Here is a 14,670-nt window from a genome sequence, read left to right as displayed (position 1 = left end):
TTTTCTCTCCTAGCTTTAAGAAGATATGTCAATATTCGTCCCTCTTAAGCCATCTGCACTTTGCTTTTTTTCCTGTTTTTTTGTTGCTTCTTTTTTATTTTTTTTCTTGACATTTTTCTTCCCAATATTAGACTCAGGGGTCTTTGCATCAGCAACAATTACTTTACCTTCAGTTTTTTCTGTGCCCCCAACTTTTTTGCGTTTAGCTTCCATTTCTTTATGAAGTTGGTCATTAAATGCTAGTTGTTGGTTTGCTAACTGGCTGTTATCTTGCGCTTGCACTTTAGCAATTTCTGTTGCCTGAGTAACTAATATTTGCAAATCTATGGGCCTTATATTCATCTCATCACCAGCCTTTTACTATTGATAGTTCTAGCTATAAGGAGATATACTAATTTCTTTTTCTTGCTCTCTTAAAGTAACGTAAGTTAAGGGCTCATTAACTTTAAAAATCGTTGTGCCAACAATAATTTTTACTCCAGGATACAACATATTTTGTACCTTTATACTACCCTTTTTAGAATTATTTAGTGTTGCCTCAATTTCAATTATTCGACTTTTTGACTTTTCAATTTCGCCTAAAAGTTTAAATTGATTCCGCGTCAATTTAAAAAATGTCTCGCGTTTTTCTTTAGGTAAACTGCTAACATCAATATCTTGCAAAAATTTCAATGTTTTTTGTATTTTATCTAACTCTACTTGATCTATATTCAATTGCTTTTTCAATTCTTCATATTCCATTTTTAGTAGAGGATTATTGCCAACTTCAATATTCGAAACAGTTGCAAAAACATTGCCAATAACCTTCGCAGCTACTGTTTCTCCTGCCATGATATTGCCACCTGAAACAATACCTTTACCCCGTTCACCTATTAAAATGCTTCCCCCCGCTTTGATATTACTATTTAAAACACTATCATATACCAATAAATCACCACTTACTTGAATATCCGCATTCTCCACAAACAGCGTAGTTATATTGCCACTAGATATTATCTTATTGTCTCCGCTACCTTGAATTCCCCGCATTACTACTAGATTATTTGCTTGTACTGAACCGCCTTGAACCCCACCTTCAACCAAAACATCGCCGATAGTTTTCACAAAATAACCTGTCAAAACACTTCCTTTAATAGTAACATTAACATCAACAGTGATATTGCCAGTAGCTGGCCCAATATCACTTTTTATTTCGATATGTTGCACTACACTAAACACATTATTTTTATAAATAACCTGTCCTGCACAGTTTGCCAACACTTTATTATTTTCAATTCTTACATTGCTACCAGCTTTTAGCATAAAGTCTTTTGGATTTGCAACCTTAGATACTGCACCACGCACATCTATTGATTCTACACCTAATTCGGCCGGTATTTTTTCAGCTAAAACTTCATCTTGTTTAACTTGAATAAACAAATTCAAATCACGATAATCCACCCGACCATCTTCAAGTTTTTTAGGTCGGCCTAGTTCATCTGTATTAAAGTAAATCTTCAATTCCGCATCTTTGGGCTTAGACCCAGCCTGTCCTTGAGCAATTAAAACTTGTTCACCTAAAGGAATTTTATCTGGTTCATTTACTAGTTCTTGAACAATTCCATAGCTAATTTTTGCTTTTTCCAAAGCTACAGCAATATCCTCTTTGGTTACTGACCGCGCACCCTTTTCGACGATAATAGTTAGATAAGCTGTTAGTCTGTCTGGAGAAACATTTATTATTAGTTTGGGTTCGGGGATTATGGGATTTGTCGCAATTAAAGTTTTTTCTTGAGCATCACTAGCATCTAGTAAATTCAGCAATTTATCAAGCTCTACGTCTTTAAAATTTTTCTCCTGCAAAAGTTCAATAACTTTATTATATGCGGCACCTTTATTATTTATTGCCGCATTAAGTTTTACATAAGCACCATCTTCTTCAAAGTACACTTCAATAACAGCTTCTTGATCTTCTATGCTAATTATTTCTTTATTCATAGCCGCTTTGTATTATGCAAATACTCACTAAATTCACTTGCAAGTTTTGCATATATCCCCTTTCTTAAATACTAAAATATATTTATCTCCATAAAACCGTCTAAAAAATTATTGCTTATCTAACAAATTTAGTAACTTCCCCCGAATAGTAAACACTGCTTTAGTATGAATTTGCGAAATCCTCGCTTCAGATAATTTCATAATATAACTAATTTCTTTCAAAGTTAGCTCTTCATAATAATATAATGAAATTACAAGTTTTTCTTTTTCTGATAAAGTTTCAATTACCTTAGCTAAGTCCTTTACTAATTCTTGTCGTTCTAAGCGCTCAGAAATATTGTCAATCTGCAAATCACAAATACGCGAGAACTCTTCTAACGACAAAACATTAGCAACTTGTACTTGTTTTAACAAAGATGTAAATTCTTCATTAGAGATATCCAAGGCTTTAGCTACTTCTTGTTCGCTCACACTGCGACCTAATTTGCACTCTAAATCAAAAACAGTTTGATGATATTTTTTTACTTTTTGCCTTACTATCGTCGGCAGCCAATCTTTTGCCCGCAAAGAATCAATAATTGCACCTTTGATTCTAATACTAGCAAAAGTTTCAAATTTATACCCTAAGCTAGGATCAAAGCGATCCACCGCTTGAATTAAACCAATATACCCATCACTGATACAATCATCTCGGTCAACATAGGCTGGCAGAGAAATACTCAGTTTATTGGCAATAATCTTAACCAATGGCATATATATTTCAATCAACTTATCTCTCAATTTCGAATCTCGAGTTTTAATAAACTCTAGCCATAAACCCTCAGTTTTACCACTCATTTATAGTATCTCCGATGATTTTTATTTTTCCTTAACATTAATGCTTTCAAAATCTCCAGCACTTAAAGGTTGAAAATCTTGTTCATCTGCCTCAGAAATAATATTAACTTGATTGCCAGTTACAGTATTTTGCTGATCTTGCAACTCCATCTGTTCATCAGTATTTTCAGGTTTTAAGGCTTCAAGATACTTTACGATATGTGGTTCAAAAATTTTAACTAAAGCCATGCCAAATCCTGTAAATAAAATTCCAGAAATTGTTGCCCGCAACAAAACTGTTGATAATTTTATGTTTCCAAACAGTACAGCAAACCCCACAGTCAATATAATTGCTACGCTAGCAAGTACAGTCGGCAACATCACTCTATACTTTTGTAATAGCATTTTATATTTCCTTTTCTCCCTTATTCATTGTCCGTATTTTAAATATACCATTATCCAGACAAAGTTCCACGGTACGGCCATAGTTGCCACCAGTATCGTCCGCAATTATTTTTACACCTAATTCTTTCAAAACATTGCGCGTACTTACCGCATTGCGTTCACCAATTTTCATAACTTCACTCATTTTGTCAAAGGAGAACATTTGTGAACCACCCGCAATTTTAGCCCATAATCTTGATTTATTAGCCCCAAGCTTCAACATGTCTTCTAACATCAACTTAATCGCAGTATCTGCAAATTTCGCTAAATTTTCTACACTTCTCGCCTGAGTACTATCTGGCAACATAATATGTGCTAAGCCACCAATTTTTGTACTTGTGTCATACATCGCAATAGCTACGCATGAACCTAGTCCATAAGTTATTATTCCACCCGTACCTGCTTTAGAAACTTGATAGTCTGCCATTCCAACTTTAATCAATTCTGGCACAATATTTCACCTCAATCGCTTGAAATAGACTATCTAATGCTCCTGCATCAGGAATTAAAAACAAATTACTCTTGATATCTTCTTCGCCTACAGTGAAAGAGGTATCCATTAACAAGGCGTAATCACTATCATTACCAATATCAAACAATAAACTACTTAATATTGCGCCAAACATATCTACCGCATAAGAAGGAGTAGACGGATGTAAGCTTTTATCCGTCATCATATGTATAGCATTTAGGTACGCACCTGTCAAAATATTTCCAATCTCCATAATTGCCGAAGATTTTACAAGCTCATCATCTGCATATTCTGACAAACTATCATAACCCGCAATCAATAACTTAACCAAATAATCTGTACTTTCTACTGGCAAAACAAACAGTATTCCTCCAGGAATTTCTCCAAACAATCGGAAATATACTGCCACGACAATACTCTCTGAATTCCCATAAATCTCGCCTATTTCGGTAAGCGGGCAAACCTCAACATGCGGTAGGCTCATTTCAACTTTTTTATTTAATAGTTGTGACATTGCCGTAGCTGCATTTCCCGAACCAATATTCACGATTTCTCCCAAAGTATCGAGCCGTTTTGCTGATAATTGATTGACATCCCCCAAAAGTCTATCCCCTTCCTAACATTTGCTAGGCAAATTGATTGCTTATTTACTCAATTTCCGCTATCGCTTCAATATTTAGCAAAATCAGCAATTCTTCATTGTGCTTTGCAACGCCTGATAAATATTTATTGTTTACTTCGCTATTGCCCGTTTGTATAGGTTCAATAACTTTTTCATCAACTGTTGTCACTTCCACAACAGAATCAACTATAATGCCCACAAAAGTGTCTTCAATTCTTACCATGATAATTCTAGTTTCATCAGTATATTCGTTATCGGGTAAATTCAGGCGTTTTTTTAGATCAATTACAGGAAAAACGCTCCCTCTTAAATTTATTACCCCTTTATAGTAATCTGGTGAATGTGGCACTCTAGTTATATTAGTCATTAATTTTATCTCTTTGACTTTTAAAATATCAACCGCATAAAACTCTGAAGCCAACTTAAATACTACCAACTGAATTTCATTTAAATTATATTCACTATCCATATCGTGCATATTGTCTTGCATATAATTCACCTCCAAATTTTAAGCTAAAGAAGCTACATCAATAATCAAAGAAACTCTACCATTACCTAAAATTGTTGCACCAGCAATGATTTTAATTCCGTTCATTAGTTTGCCCAAAGACTTAATTACAATCTCTTGTTGTCCAATTAAGCCGTCAACAATAATACCAATTTTTTGAGTGCCCACGTGAACAATAACTACAAAAATTTCTTCTTGTTCAAAAGCTTCTGTGCGCGGTATATTTAAGGCTTTGTCTAAACGCACAATCGGAATAATTTCCCCTCTTAGCAAAATAACTTCTTTATTCCTTACGGTTTTAATACTTTCTTCGGTAATATTAATTGTACTATCAATTGCGCCTAATGGAATTGCATAAATTTCCTCAGCAACGCCAATCATCAAAGCTTGCGTGATTGCCAAAGTTAGTGGTAAGCGAATTTTAAATTTACTGCCCTTACCTAAAGTAGTTTCTAAGTCAATATTTCCACCTAAGGATTCAATTTTATTACGCACTGCATCCATGCCAACCCCACGCCCTGAGATATCTGTAACTTTCTCCGCAGTTGAAAATCCTGGTAAAAAAATCAATCGTAGTGCTTCATTATCATCTAGCTTATCTACCTCTTGTTGGGTTAAGACATTTTTTTCCACTGCTTTGCGTCTAATTCTATTCGCATCTATTCCATGTCCATCGTCAACAACTTCAATAATTACATTATTACCCTCATAACGTGCAATTAAACTAACCTGTCCAGTAGGCGATTTCCCAGCCGCTTCACGTTCTTCTGGCAACTCAATTCCATGGTCAATGGAATTTCTAAGCAAATGTACCAACGGATCACCTATTTCATCAATTACAGTTCGATCTAACTCTGTCTCTTCACCGGTAATAACCAGATTTATGTCTTTATGTATTTCTCGAGCCAAATCTCGCACCATTCGTGGAAAACGATTGAACACTTGACTTACCGGTACCATCCGTACTTTCATTACAACATTTTGTAAATCGGTAGTAACCCGTTCCATTTGTTCGATTGTCTCTACTAACTCTGTTAGTTTATTATTTAACCCTATTTGAGCTAAGCGCGTTTTATTAATAACTAACTCACCCACAAGGTTTAATAAATCGTCCAATCTTTCAATATCAACCCGTACTGATTGTGAACCCTTAGACTTCTTGTCGTTATTTTTATCGACATTGGTATTCCCACCATTTTCTTTAGTTTCTGTTTTTTCCGCTTTTTGAGTAACTTCTGGCGGTGTATTTTCAATATGCCCTAAAACATTTTCCTGTTCTGCAAGCACATAGTTACTGCCATTAACTTCTGCAATCTCAGAAATTTCTTTTATCTTCTTAATTATCTCTTCTAAAGATTTAGTCGTTACAAATAACACCGCAAAACTATGTTCAAAGTTTTCATTTTCTAAATCTTGAACACTAGGAATTGTTTTAATAACATCCCCATTGTTTTCTAATTGCGTCATTACCATATATGTTCTAGCTGCTTTCAAGATACAGCCTTCTACCAAAACCACTTCCAAAGCAAATACATTCAGCCCTTCTTCTTGCGCTGTATAAATAGCATGTTCTTCCTGCTCTTCTAATCCGAAATCAATATTTAAATCCGAAGCCGATTCTTCAACTACCACAGTCTTAGGTTTAGCTTCTTGAATTTTAGGCGCAGACACAATCCCTGATTTTCCTTGTGAAATATTTTGTAGTCTTGCAATCATTGGTTTAATATCGAACTCAGCACCACCACTATTAGAAATATCTTCCACCATTTTTTCTAAAGAATCTACGCAAGCAAACAAAATATTAACAATATCTTCGTTAACTTCCAGCGTATCTTTACGCAACTTATCTAATACATCTTCCATTTCATGTGTTAGTTCAGCTACACTATGAAAGCCCATTGTTGCTGACATCCCTTTTAAGGTGTGTGCACTTCTGAAAATTTCATCCAGGCTTGATTTTTCATTGGGGTTAGCTTCTAATCGCAACAAACATTCATTTAAAACTTGTAAATGTTCCTTTGCTTCATCCATAAACATACCCATATATTGATCTAAATCCATATCTAAACACCCCTCTATTTTGTTAAATAGTAAACGAAATCAGCTCTTTTGCTATGTCTCCCAAATCAACGACCCGATCTACAACACCTTTTTCTATAGCTACCTTAGGCATTCCAAAAACTACCGCTGTATTTTGCGACTCTGCAATATTATATCCACCTTTATTTTTTATCAGCTGCATACCTTGCGCACCATCACCACCCATTCCTGTCAAAATAACAGCAATAACCGCACTTCCGTAAACCGCACTTACAGACTCAAACATCGGATCTACTGCGGGGCGATGCCCGTTAACTAATTCATCTTTCGTCAAGTTAACAAAAACATCATTAGCTTTCGTAATAAAGCGCATATGATATCCCCCTGGAGCTATATATACTGTCCCCGGCACCAGTCTATCATCTTGTTCGGCTTCTTTTACTTTAATCTTAGAAATAAAATCTAGTCGGTTTGCCAATGATTTCGTAAAACCAACTGGCATGTGTTGAACTATTACTACTGGGTAAGGATAATTTTCGGGTAATTTAGTAATAATTTCCTGTAAAGCTCTCGGTCCACCAGTTGAAGTCCCTATAGCTACTATTTTATATTTATTATTCCCTGTCTTCAAGGGTGTAACCACTTTTGTTGTCATAATATTTTTAGGCATTGTCGTAACTTGTGTTTTTTCTTTTAAAAAGTTATATGAGCTAAGTTTTGAAAACCTTTTTAAATTAGCTTTTGCTGCATTGCGGCAAATTTCACGCACTTCATTTTTTATACCATCCACGCTAGAAATCGAACCACCTGTTTTCGCTACAAAATCAACTGCCCCTAATGATAAAGCCTTAATCGTTGCATCTGCTCCCTCATGCGTCAAACTACTAAACATCACCACTGGGACGGGATGTTTTTGCATAATCTGTTCTAAAGCGTCTAAGCCATTCATTATCGGCATTTCCACATCCATTGTCACTAAATCCGGATTTAGTTTTTCAACTAATTCAACAGCCTCTTTACCATTTTTAGCAGTACCAACTACTTGAAAATCTTTAGCCTCATTAAATAAGTCGGTAATAACTTTACGCATAAACGCCGAATCATCAACAATTAAGATTCTTATCATTTTCGCCCCTCCTTACTGAACGCCCCTTTTTCTTCTATCTATCAGAACTGCATTTACATACCTTACAATCTTATCTTGCATTGGTTCCGTTATGTCACGAAACTTTAAACCTACTGCATACATAATACTGTTATCTTCCTCATTTATCTTTTTATCAGCGCGCACAACGCTAGCTTCTAAATACATCACTGCTTCAATTAAATCCAACTTAAATGCAACTTTCAGTTTATCGCCTACTCTAACTCTACCATTTTTTAAAACAAAAGCCAGACCCCCAGCACTAAGATCGGTTGTAAAACATCGTTCTGGTTCATCTTTATAAGCATTAGCCTTAAAATCATATAGATAAACGTCAATCGGAAAAACAATTCCCAAACGGAAAAAGTTACGACGCTGAATTTTTTTTATAAAATAAGGAATACTCGTAATCCAGTAAGATAGTCGGTCCCGTACGCGCTTTATAATTTTCAAACGAAAACCATAGAGCTGTTTATCTTTAGTCAACACAACCCCTTGCAACTCTTCACCTTCATAAACACTCAACATTCCTCTTTGCAGAGGAGCTGCCACCACAAATGTATCTTTTGTAATATCTTCCAAGCGAGTAGAGTAAAAATCATCACTGCCCAGTCTCGCTACTTCTATTCTTTGATTTATATAAAAAATTTCATCCATGTGTTTTTACCCCCTTTATTAAACTATCGCCTGAAAAGTTTTTCAAAAAAATTTTTAAGACTATGCTTTTTGCCGCTATTAGAAAGTGGCAAGCAGAGATAATTCTTAGTTATCTCTCTGAAACACTGCACAATGTTAGCTTCTTTTTCTTTAAGCATTATTGGTTCTTGATTACGAATGGACTTACTAACCGCAACATCTTCATAAATAAAACCCAATAAATTTAAATTTAAATTTAAAAAATTACCGCTTATCGAATTTAAACGCTGAAAAATATCTTTTGCTTCTTGAACACTTAGAGCTCTATTAATTACTACTGAAAGCTTAGGCTCCGTCAATCTATATGATATTGCTTTTATTAGTACATATGCATCTGTTAAAGCAGTAAGTTCAGGTGTCGTAATAATAAAAATTTCATCGGCAATCATTAAAAAATTTAAAACATTGTCGCTTATTCCTGCTCCAGTGTCAAAAAGAATTACATCAAAATTTTCACTATATGTTGCTATTTTATCTAGAATTAGCTGAACTTCATTTTCCTGTAAGTTGGCAAATTTGGCAATATCAGAGCCACCCGATAACAGCGACAAATTTTCTGAAACCGCTAAAACTATATCCTCGACCGTTGTATCTGGGTTGATCAGATCTAGTAAGCTATCTTTTTTAGTCATACACCCCAACATAATATCAATATTGGCCATTCCAATATCAGCATCTACAATTAAAACTTTTTTCCCTGTTCTCGCTAACTCTAAAGCAAAATTTACAGTAAAAGTGCTCTTACCTACTCCACCTTTGCCACTGCTAACAGTAATAATTTTGGTACTAGCACCATTGTTTTGCTGGTTTTGAAAAATCAACTTACGTAATGAACTTGCTTGATCCATTTTATCAATCCTTTAGAAAATTTCTTGCGAGTATCAAGGAATCTATCACAGTTATATCTTCTGGAACATTTTGTCCATTAGTAATATAAGCAACTTTTAAATTCGGATAAGTATAGGCAACATTGAATATTATGCTGGTGTCAAACGTTTCGTCTAACTTAGTGAAAATAACATTTTCTAAATTATTAACACTGAAATTATTAATTATTTGTACAGCTTCTTTAAAAGTAATATTGGCACTTATAACCAAACAAGGAGTTATATCTGTATTTTCCTGTAAAGCTTGCTTCAACTCACTAATTTGCTGCTTATTGTACTGACTTCTACCTGCTGTATCAATATAAATAATATCCTTATCTTGGAATCCTTGTACGGCCAAGCCAATATCCTTTAAGTTGTATACTACTTCCAAAGGAATATTTAAAATATTAGCATAGGTTCGCAACTGCTCGACCGCAGCTATCCGGTAGGTATCCGCAGTCAAAAGTCCTACGTTTAAATTAGCTTCAAAAATACTCATTGCTGCCAATTTTGCCAAAGTAGTCGTTTTACCTATACCCGTAGGACCTATAAGTGCAATCTTAACTGGTCCAGTTACATTTTGTTTTTCAATCTCGGCAGTTTTTACTAAATCAGCTAATTTAAAAGCAAACAATTTTTTGGCATCTTCCAAATCAATGTTTTCCGTTAAAGAACTATTCTTGATTAAGTATTCAACAAGAGTGGGTATTAATCCTTTTTCTTGTAAATATTTTTCTAAAAAATTAATTTTATTATTACTATTTTCGCTTATATCTTCACAATTACTATTAAGCCTATTAGTATTTTGAACTACATCTCGTAATATATTTTTTATATCAGCAATATCTTTAACTAGTGAATCTCGCTCTTGAGTGCTTTTTTCTATATAGCTAAGCGCTAAGTCTTTGTTAAGATTTTTAACGGGTTGATTGTTTTTTTTAGGCGCTACATAAACATCTTCTACCGCCGCAACAATTTCTACTGTTTCTTTGGCAAATAATCCCATTACTCCACCCTGTTTTATTTTGCGAGTATGTAATATAATCGCATCTACACCGAGAGTTTCCTTCACTTTACGCATTGCATCTTGAATATTCGCCGCTGTAAAAACTTTTACTTTCATACTAAATTCTCACCGTTCCTAACGCTTGAACTTCTACCTTGGAATCAATCTCGGCATAAGACAATACCGCTAAATTAGGTGCAACACGTTCCGTAATTTTTCGAACATACAATCGCACCGCTGGATTTACCAACACTACTGGTTGATATCCCGTTTCTGCCAACTTGTTTAATTCTTTGTTTAGTGCTGCAACTAAAGCTTGCATACTTTTGGGATCTAAAGAAACATACGAGCCTTGTTCTGTTTTTTGTACGGCTTGATGGATTGCATTTTCTAACTGCAAATCAAAGGTTATACAAGTTAATACCCCATCTTGAACATACTGTTGTGATATCTGCCTGGATAAAGCATGTCTAACATATTCTGTCAACATTTCAATGTCTCTACCCATTACCGCGTAATCAGCTAGAGTCTCAAAAATAGTTACTAAGTCGCGGATCGAAACTCTTTCTTTCAAAAGATTAGCTAAAATCTTTTGTAAATCACCTAAAGATAATAAATTAGGAATCAATTCCTCGACAACTGCTGGATAAGTTGGCTTAATTGAATCAATTAAGGTTTGTACATCTTGTCTGCCCAAAATTTCTGCAGCATGTCGTTTTATAATCTCTGTTAGATGTGTTGCCAGAACTGATATGGGATCTACTACTGTGTAGCCAACAATTTCTGCGTGCTCACGCATGTTTTCCGGCACCCATAAGGCTGGTAATCCGAAAGCCGGTTCTGTTGTCGCTATGCCGCTTATTTCTTCATCTACCATCCCCGAATTCATCGCTAAATAATGGTCTAACAACAACTCTCCCGACGCTATCTCAACACCCTTTAACTTTATCGAGTATACATTAGGTTTAAGTTGAATATTATCGCGGATCCGTATTGTTGGCACTACCAATCCCAATTCTAAAGCACACTGTCTTCTAATCATAACAATTCTATCTAACAAGTCTCCACCTTGGCTAGAATCAACCATCGGAATTAGGCTATAACCAATTTCTAATTCCATAGGATCAACTTGTAATAGGCCTACAACATTTTCAGGTTTTTTGATTTCTTCTTCTTCTTGTTCTTCTTGTCGACTCAATTCTTCTTCAACCGCAGTTTCCATAGTTTTACTTAAAGTATAAGCTATTAGACCGGCAATAATTCCTAGTGAGAAAAATGGTACCCCTGGCAACCCAGGAATTAAAGAAAATGTTATCAAAACCGCTGAAGCTATATAATAAATTCGCGGATTTTTTAATAATTGCGCAGTAATATCGTGTCCTAAATCCGAGTCAGAAGCGGCGCGAGTAACAACTATACCCGTAGAAGTTGAAATCAACAAAGCAGGTATTTGATTTACCAAACCCTCACCTACTGTCAAAAGTGTATAGTTTTGTAGAGCGTCTAAAGCAGACATGTTTTTTTGTAACATCCCAATGACAAAACCACCCACAATATTGATAACAATGATCATTATTGCCGCAATAGCATCTCCTTTAACAAACTTACTGGCACCATCCATTGCGCCATAGAAATCAGCTTCACGTTGAATTTTCAGACGCCGATCTTTAGCTTGTTGCTCATCAATTAAACCTGAATTTAAGTCAGCATCAATACTCATCTGTTTACCAGGCATTGCATCTAGGGTAAAGCGTGCTGCAACCTCTGAAACCCGCTCCGACCCCTTCGTAATTACCATAAACTGAATAATTATCAAAATAATAAAGATAATAAATCCAACCACAGGATTACCACCAATAACGAACTCGCCAAAAGCTCGTATTACCTCACCCGCATAACCTTCTAATAAAATTAAGCGAGTTCCCGAAACATTCAATGCTAATCTAAATAAAGTAGTAACCAACAGCAAGGACGGGAAAACTGAAAATTCCAAAGTTTCGACATTGTAAATCGCAATCATTAGAATTATCAAACCCACCGTTATATTTAAAGTTAACAATAAATCCAAAATAAACGGCGGCAAAGGAATTATCATCATTACAACAATCGTTATAATTGCTATTGTAACTACAATATCACTATACTTATTAACTTTATCAATCCATGAATTGCTACCTATTTGTTCCAAAAAAAACTCTCCTCTAGGCGCTTATTTGCGACCTTTAAGTTTATATACATATGCCAAAACCTCAGCAACTGCTTGATAAAGTTCAGGGGGAATAATATCACCTATTTCCACAGTTTGATAAATTATTCTTGCTAGAGGTTTATTCTCTACGATAGCTACATTATTACTCTTAGCAATTTCTCTTATCTTAAAGGCCACTAAATCTTTACCTTTTGCAACCACTAATGGGGCTGGCATATCGTTTTCATATTTTAGGGCAACTGCAAAATGCGTTGGATTGGTAACAATTACATTCGCTTTAGGAACTTCAGACATCATGCGTTGCATTGCCATCTCACGTTGCTTTTGCTTTATTTTGCTTTTAATCTGCGGATTACCTTCAGTCTGTTTCATTTCTTCTTTAATCTCTTGTTTACTCATTTTTAAACTTTGTTTATGATTCCACCATTGGTAACCATAATCAAACAAGGCAAATACCAACATCACTTTACAAATATCATACACCAATCGCACCAATAAATCTATGCTGTAACCAACATCTAATTTTAAATCTGATAAAACCATCGCTGGCAAGGAATCTATTTCCTGGGCAATAAACTTGTATAAATAGTATATGACTATGATAACTTTTATTATTGCCTTCAATAATTCTACCAAAACCTTAGGCGATAAAAGTTTTTGAATACCACTAATGGGGTTTAGTTTTTCAAAATTCGGCATCAAGCTTTCTGTATTAAAAGCCCAACCTACTTGGGCAACATTAACAACAATCATAACTACGAAAATAGCCGCCATAACTGGCATTAAAGTTTTTAAAAAAACCATACACAGCAGCAAAAACAGTCCGTGTATGGCTTCTATCGTAAAAGGTTGTCGAAAAAATTCCGTGAACATATAATGCATTATTCCAACAAGTTCGCTATATATGCTAGCACCATATACCTGCAAAACAGTAAAGGCCGTTATGAAAAGACATACTGCATTTACTTCTGCACTTTTAGCAACTTGTCCTTTTTTTCTCGCTTCACTTTGACGTTTAGAAGTAGGTTCTTCTGTTTTTTCACCACTAAACAACTGTAAATCAAAAGTGTTCAATTGTTTTTTAGGCCAAAATACGTATGATGTTCTGAACATCTTTATATATTTCATCAAATCCAACCTTTAAAACGTAAATATACGTAGGTAATATAGCACTGAGCATAAATATACCCAAAATAATCTTTGCAGGCATTCCCACAATAAATATATTCATCTGGGGCATAGTTTTCGACAACATGCCTAACGCAATATCCGTTAACAAAATTACTGTAGCAATCGGCAAACAAAATTTAAATGCTATTACAAAAGTTTTTTTAAATACTTCTAAAGCAAAAGCTAAGATACCAGCTTGAAAATTCGGTGCTCCTAGAGAAATTACCGAAAACGAATCATTTAAAGATATTAATAAAAAATGATGCGCATTCGTAGTTAGGAAAACTAACACCGCTAAAATATTTAAAAAATTACCAATTACAGGCATCTGTTGTCCCGATTGAGGGTCTAGAACATTTACCATCCCAAAACCAATTTGCATATCTAGAACCTGTCCTGCCATTTGAGCTACACTAAAAAATATATTGGCTACAAACCCAATAATTAGTCCAACAAGAAATTCACCTACAACTAGTGAAAAATATAATAAATTTGCTTCTTGATAATTACTAGCTATATTCAATTTTAAAACACTGGGTAAGATTAATATCGTCAAAAGCAAACTCAAACCAATTCTCAGTTTAGCAGAAATATTTCTGCTCCCAAAAAAAGGGGCTGTTACAAAAATCCCATTTATTCGAGCAAAAATTAAAATAGCTACCGCTAAATTAATGTACATAAACTCAATCATTTGCAT

15 protein-coding genes are annotated in these 14,670 nt (G+C 34.8%); all 15 read right to left on the bottom strand.

All coding sequences use genetic code 11. From position 1 onward, the window contains the following. Positions 1-15 precede the first annotated feature (15 nt). Positions 16-342: a hypothetical protein gene (locus SUCMO_RS0103960; RefSeq protein WP_019879212.1), complete on the bottom strand. Its 327-nt coding sequence runs from the start codon at positions 340-342 to the stop codon at positions 16-18. A gap of 30 nt (positions 343-372) precedes the next feature. Beyond that, a complete protein-coding gene (locus SUCMO_RS0103955; RefSeq protein WP_019879211.1) occupies positions 373-1,977 on the bottom strand; it encodes a flagellar assembly protein A in 1,605 nt (534 codons plus the stop codon). A 108-nt stretch (positions 1,978-2,085) separates the two neighbouring features. After that, complete coding sequence (locus SUCMO_RS0103950) at positions 2,086-2,814, bottom strand: FliA/WhiG family RNA polymerase sigma factor (protein WP_019879210.1); 729 nt, start codon at positions 2,812-2,814, stop codon at positions 2,086-2,088. 21 nt (positions 2,815-2,835) lie between these two features. Next, a complete protein-coding gene (locus SUCMO_RS0103945; protein ID WP_019879209.1) occupies positions 2,836-3,198 on the bottom strand; it encodes a hypothetical protein in 363 nt (120 codons plus the stop codon). A gap of 1 nt (position 3,199) precedes the next feature. Continuing rightward, positions 3,200-3,688, bottom strand: coding sequence for a chemotaxis protein CheD (locus SUCMO_RS0103940; RefSeq protein ID WP_019879208.1), 489 nt, complete (start codon positions 3,686-3,688; stop codon positions 3,200-3,202). Continuing rightward, complete coding sequence (locus SUCMO_RS0103935; RefSeq protein ID WP_019879207.1) at positions 3,672-4,310, bottom strand: chemotaxis protein CheC; 639 nt, start codon at positions 4,308-4,310, stop codon at positions 3,672-3,674. Before SUCMO_RS0103935 ends, SUCMO_RS0103940 begins: the two co-directional genes overlap by 17 nt. 46 nt (positions 4,311-4,356) lie before the next feature. Further along, a complete protein-coding gene (locus SUCMO_RS0103930) occupies positions 4,357-4,821 on the bottom strand; it encodes a chemotaxis protein CheW (RefSeq protein WP_019879205.1) in 465 nt (154 codons plus the stop codon). 18 nt (positions 4,822-4,839) lie between these two features. Continuing rightward, a complete protein-coding gene (locus tag SUCMO_RS0103925) occupies positions 4,840-6,900 on the bottom strand; it encodes a chemotaxis protein CheA (protein WP_019879203.1) in 2,061 nt (686 codons plus the stop codon). A gap of 22 nt (positions 6,901-6,922) precedes the next feature. Continuing rightward, entirely contained in the window at positions 6,923-8,005 is a 1,083-nt protein-coding gene (locus SUCMO_RS0103920; RefSeq protein WP_019879201.1) for a protein-glutamate methylesterase/protein-glutamine glutaminase, read from the bottom strand. Between the two features lie 12 nt (positions 8,006-8,017). Next, positions 8,018-8,680 carry a flagellar brake protein gene (locus tag SUCMO_RS0103915; protein ID WP_019879200.1) on the bottom strand — a complete coding sequence of 221 codons (663 nt, stop codon included), beginning with the start codon at positions 8,678-8,680 and terminating at the stop codon, positions 8,018-8,020. Between the two features lie 23 nt (positions 8,681-8,703). Next, positions 8,704-9,567 (bottom strand): P-loop NTPase, encoded by an 864-nt coding sequence (locus tag SUCMO_RS10320; RefSeq protein WP_019879199.1) that lies wholly within the window; start codon positions 9,565-9,567, stop codon positions 8,704-8,706. 4 nt (positions 9,568-9,571) lie between these two features. After that, positions 9,572-10,711, bottom strand: a complete 1,140-nt coding sequence (flhF, locus tag SUCMO_RS10315) for a flagellar biosynthesis GTPase FlhF (RefSeq protein WP_019879198.1) — start codon at positions 10,709-10,711, stop codon at positions 9,572-9,574. Position 10,712: 1 nt separating this feature from the next. Next, on the bottom strand, positions 10,713-12,782 hold the full coding sequence (flhA, locus tag SUCMO_RS0103900) for a flagellar biosynthesis protein FlhA (RefSeq protein WP_019879197.1): 2,070 nt from the start codon (positions 12,780-12,782) through the stop codon (positions 10,713-10,715). Between the two features lie 21 nt (positions 12,783-12,803). Then, entirely contained in the window at positions 12,804-13,916 is a 1,113-nt protein-coding gene (gene flhB / locus SUCMO_RS0103895) for a flagellar biosynthesis protein FlhB (protein ID WP_211209226.1), read from the bottom strand. After that, positions 13,885-14,670, bottom strand: a complete 786-nt coding sequence (gene fliR / locus SUCMO_RS0103890; protein ID WP_019879195.1) for a flagellar biosynthetic protein FliR — start codon at positions 14,668-14,670, stop codon at positions 13,885-13,887. Before fliR ends, flhB begins: the two co-directional genes overlap by 32 nt.

Source organism: Succinispira mobilis DSM 6222, from assembly GCF_000384135.1.
Lineage (GTDB): Bacteria > Bacillota > Negativicutes > Acidaminococcales > Succinispiraceae > Succinispira > Succinispira mobilis.
The sequence above is the reverse complement of the archived record's forward strand: the minus strand, read 5'-3'. Positions and strand labels throughout refer to the sequence as shown.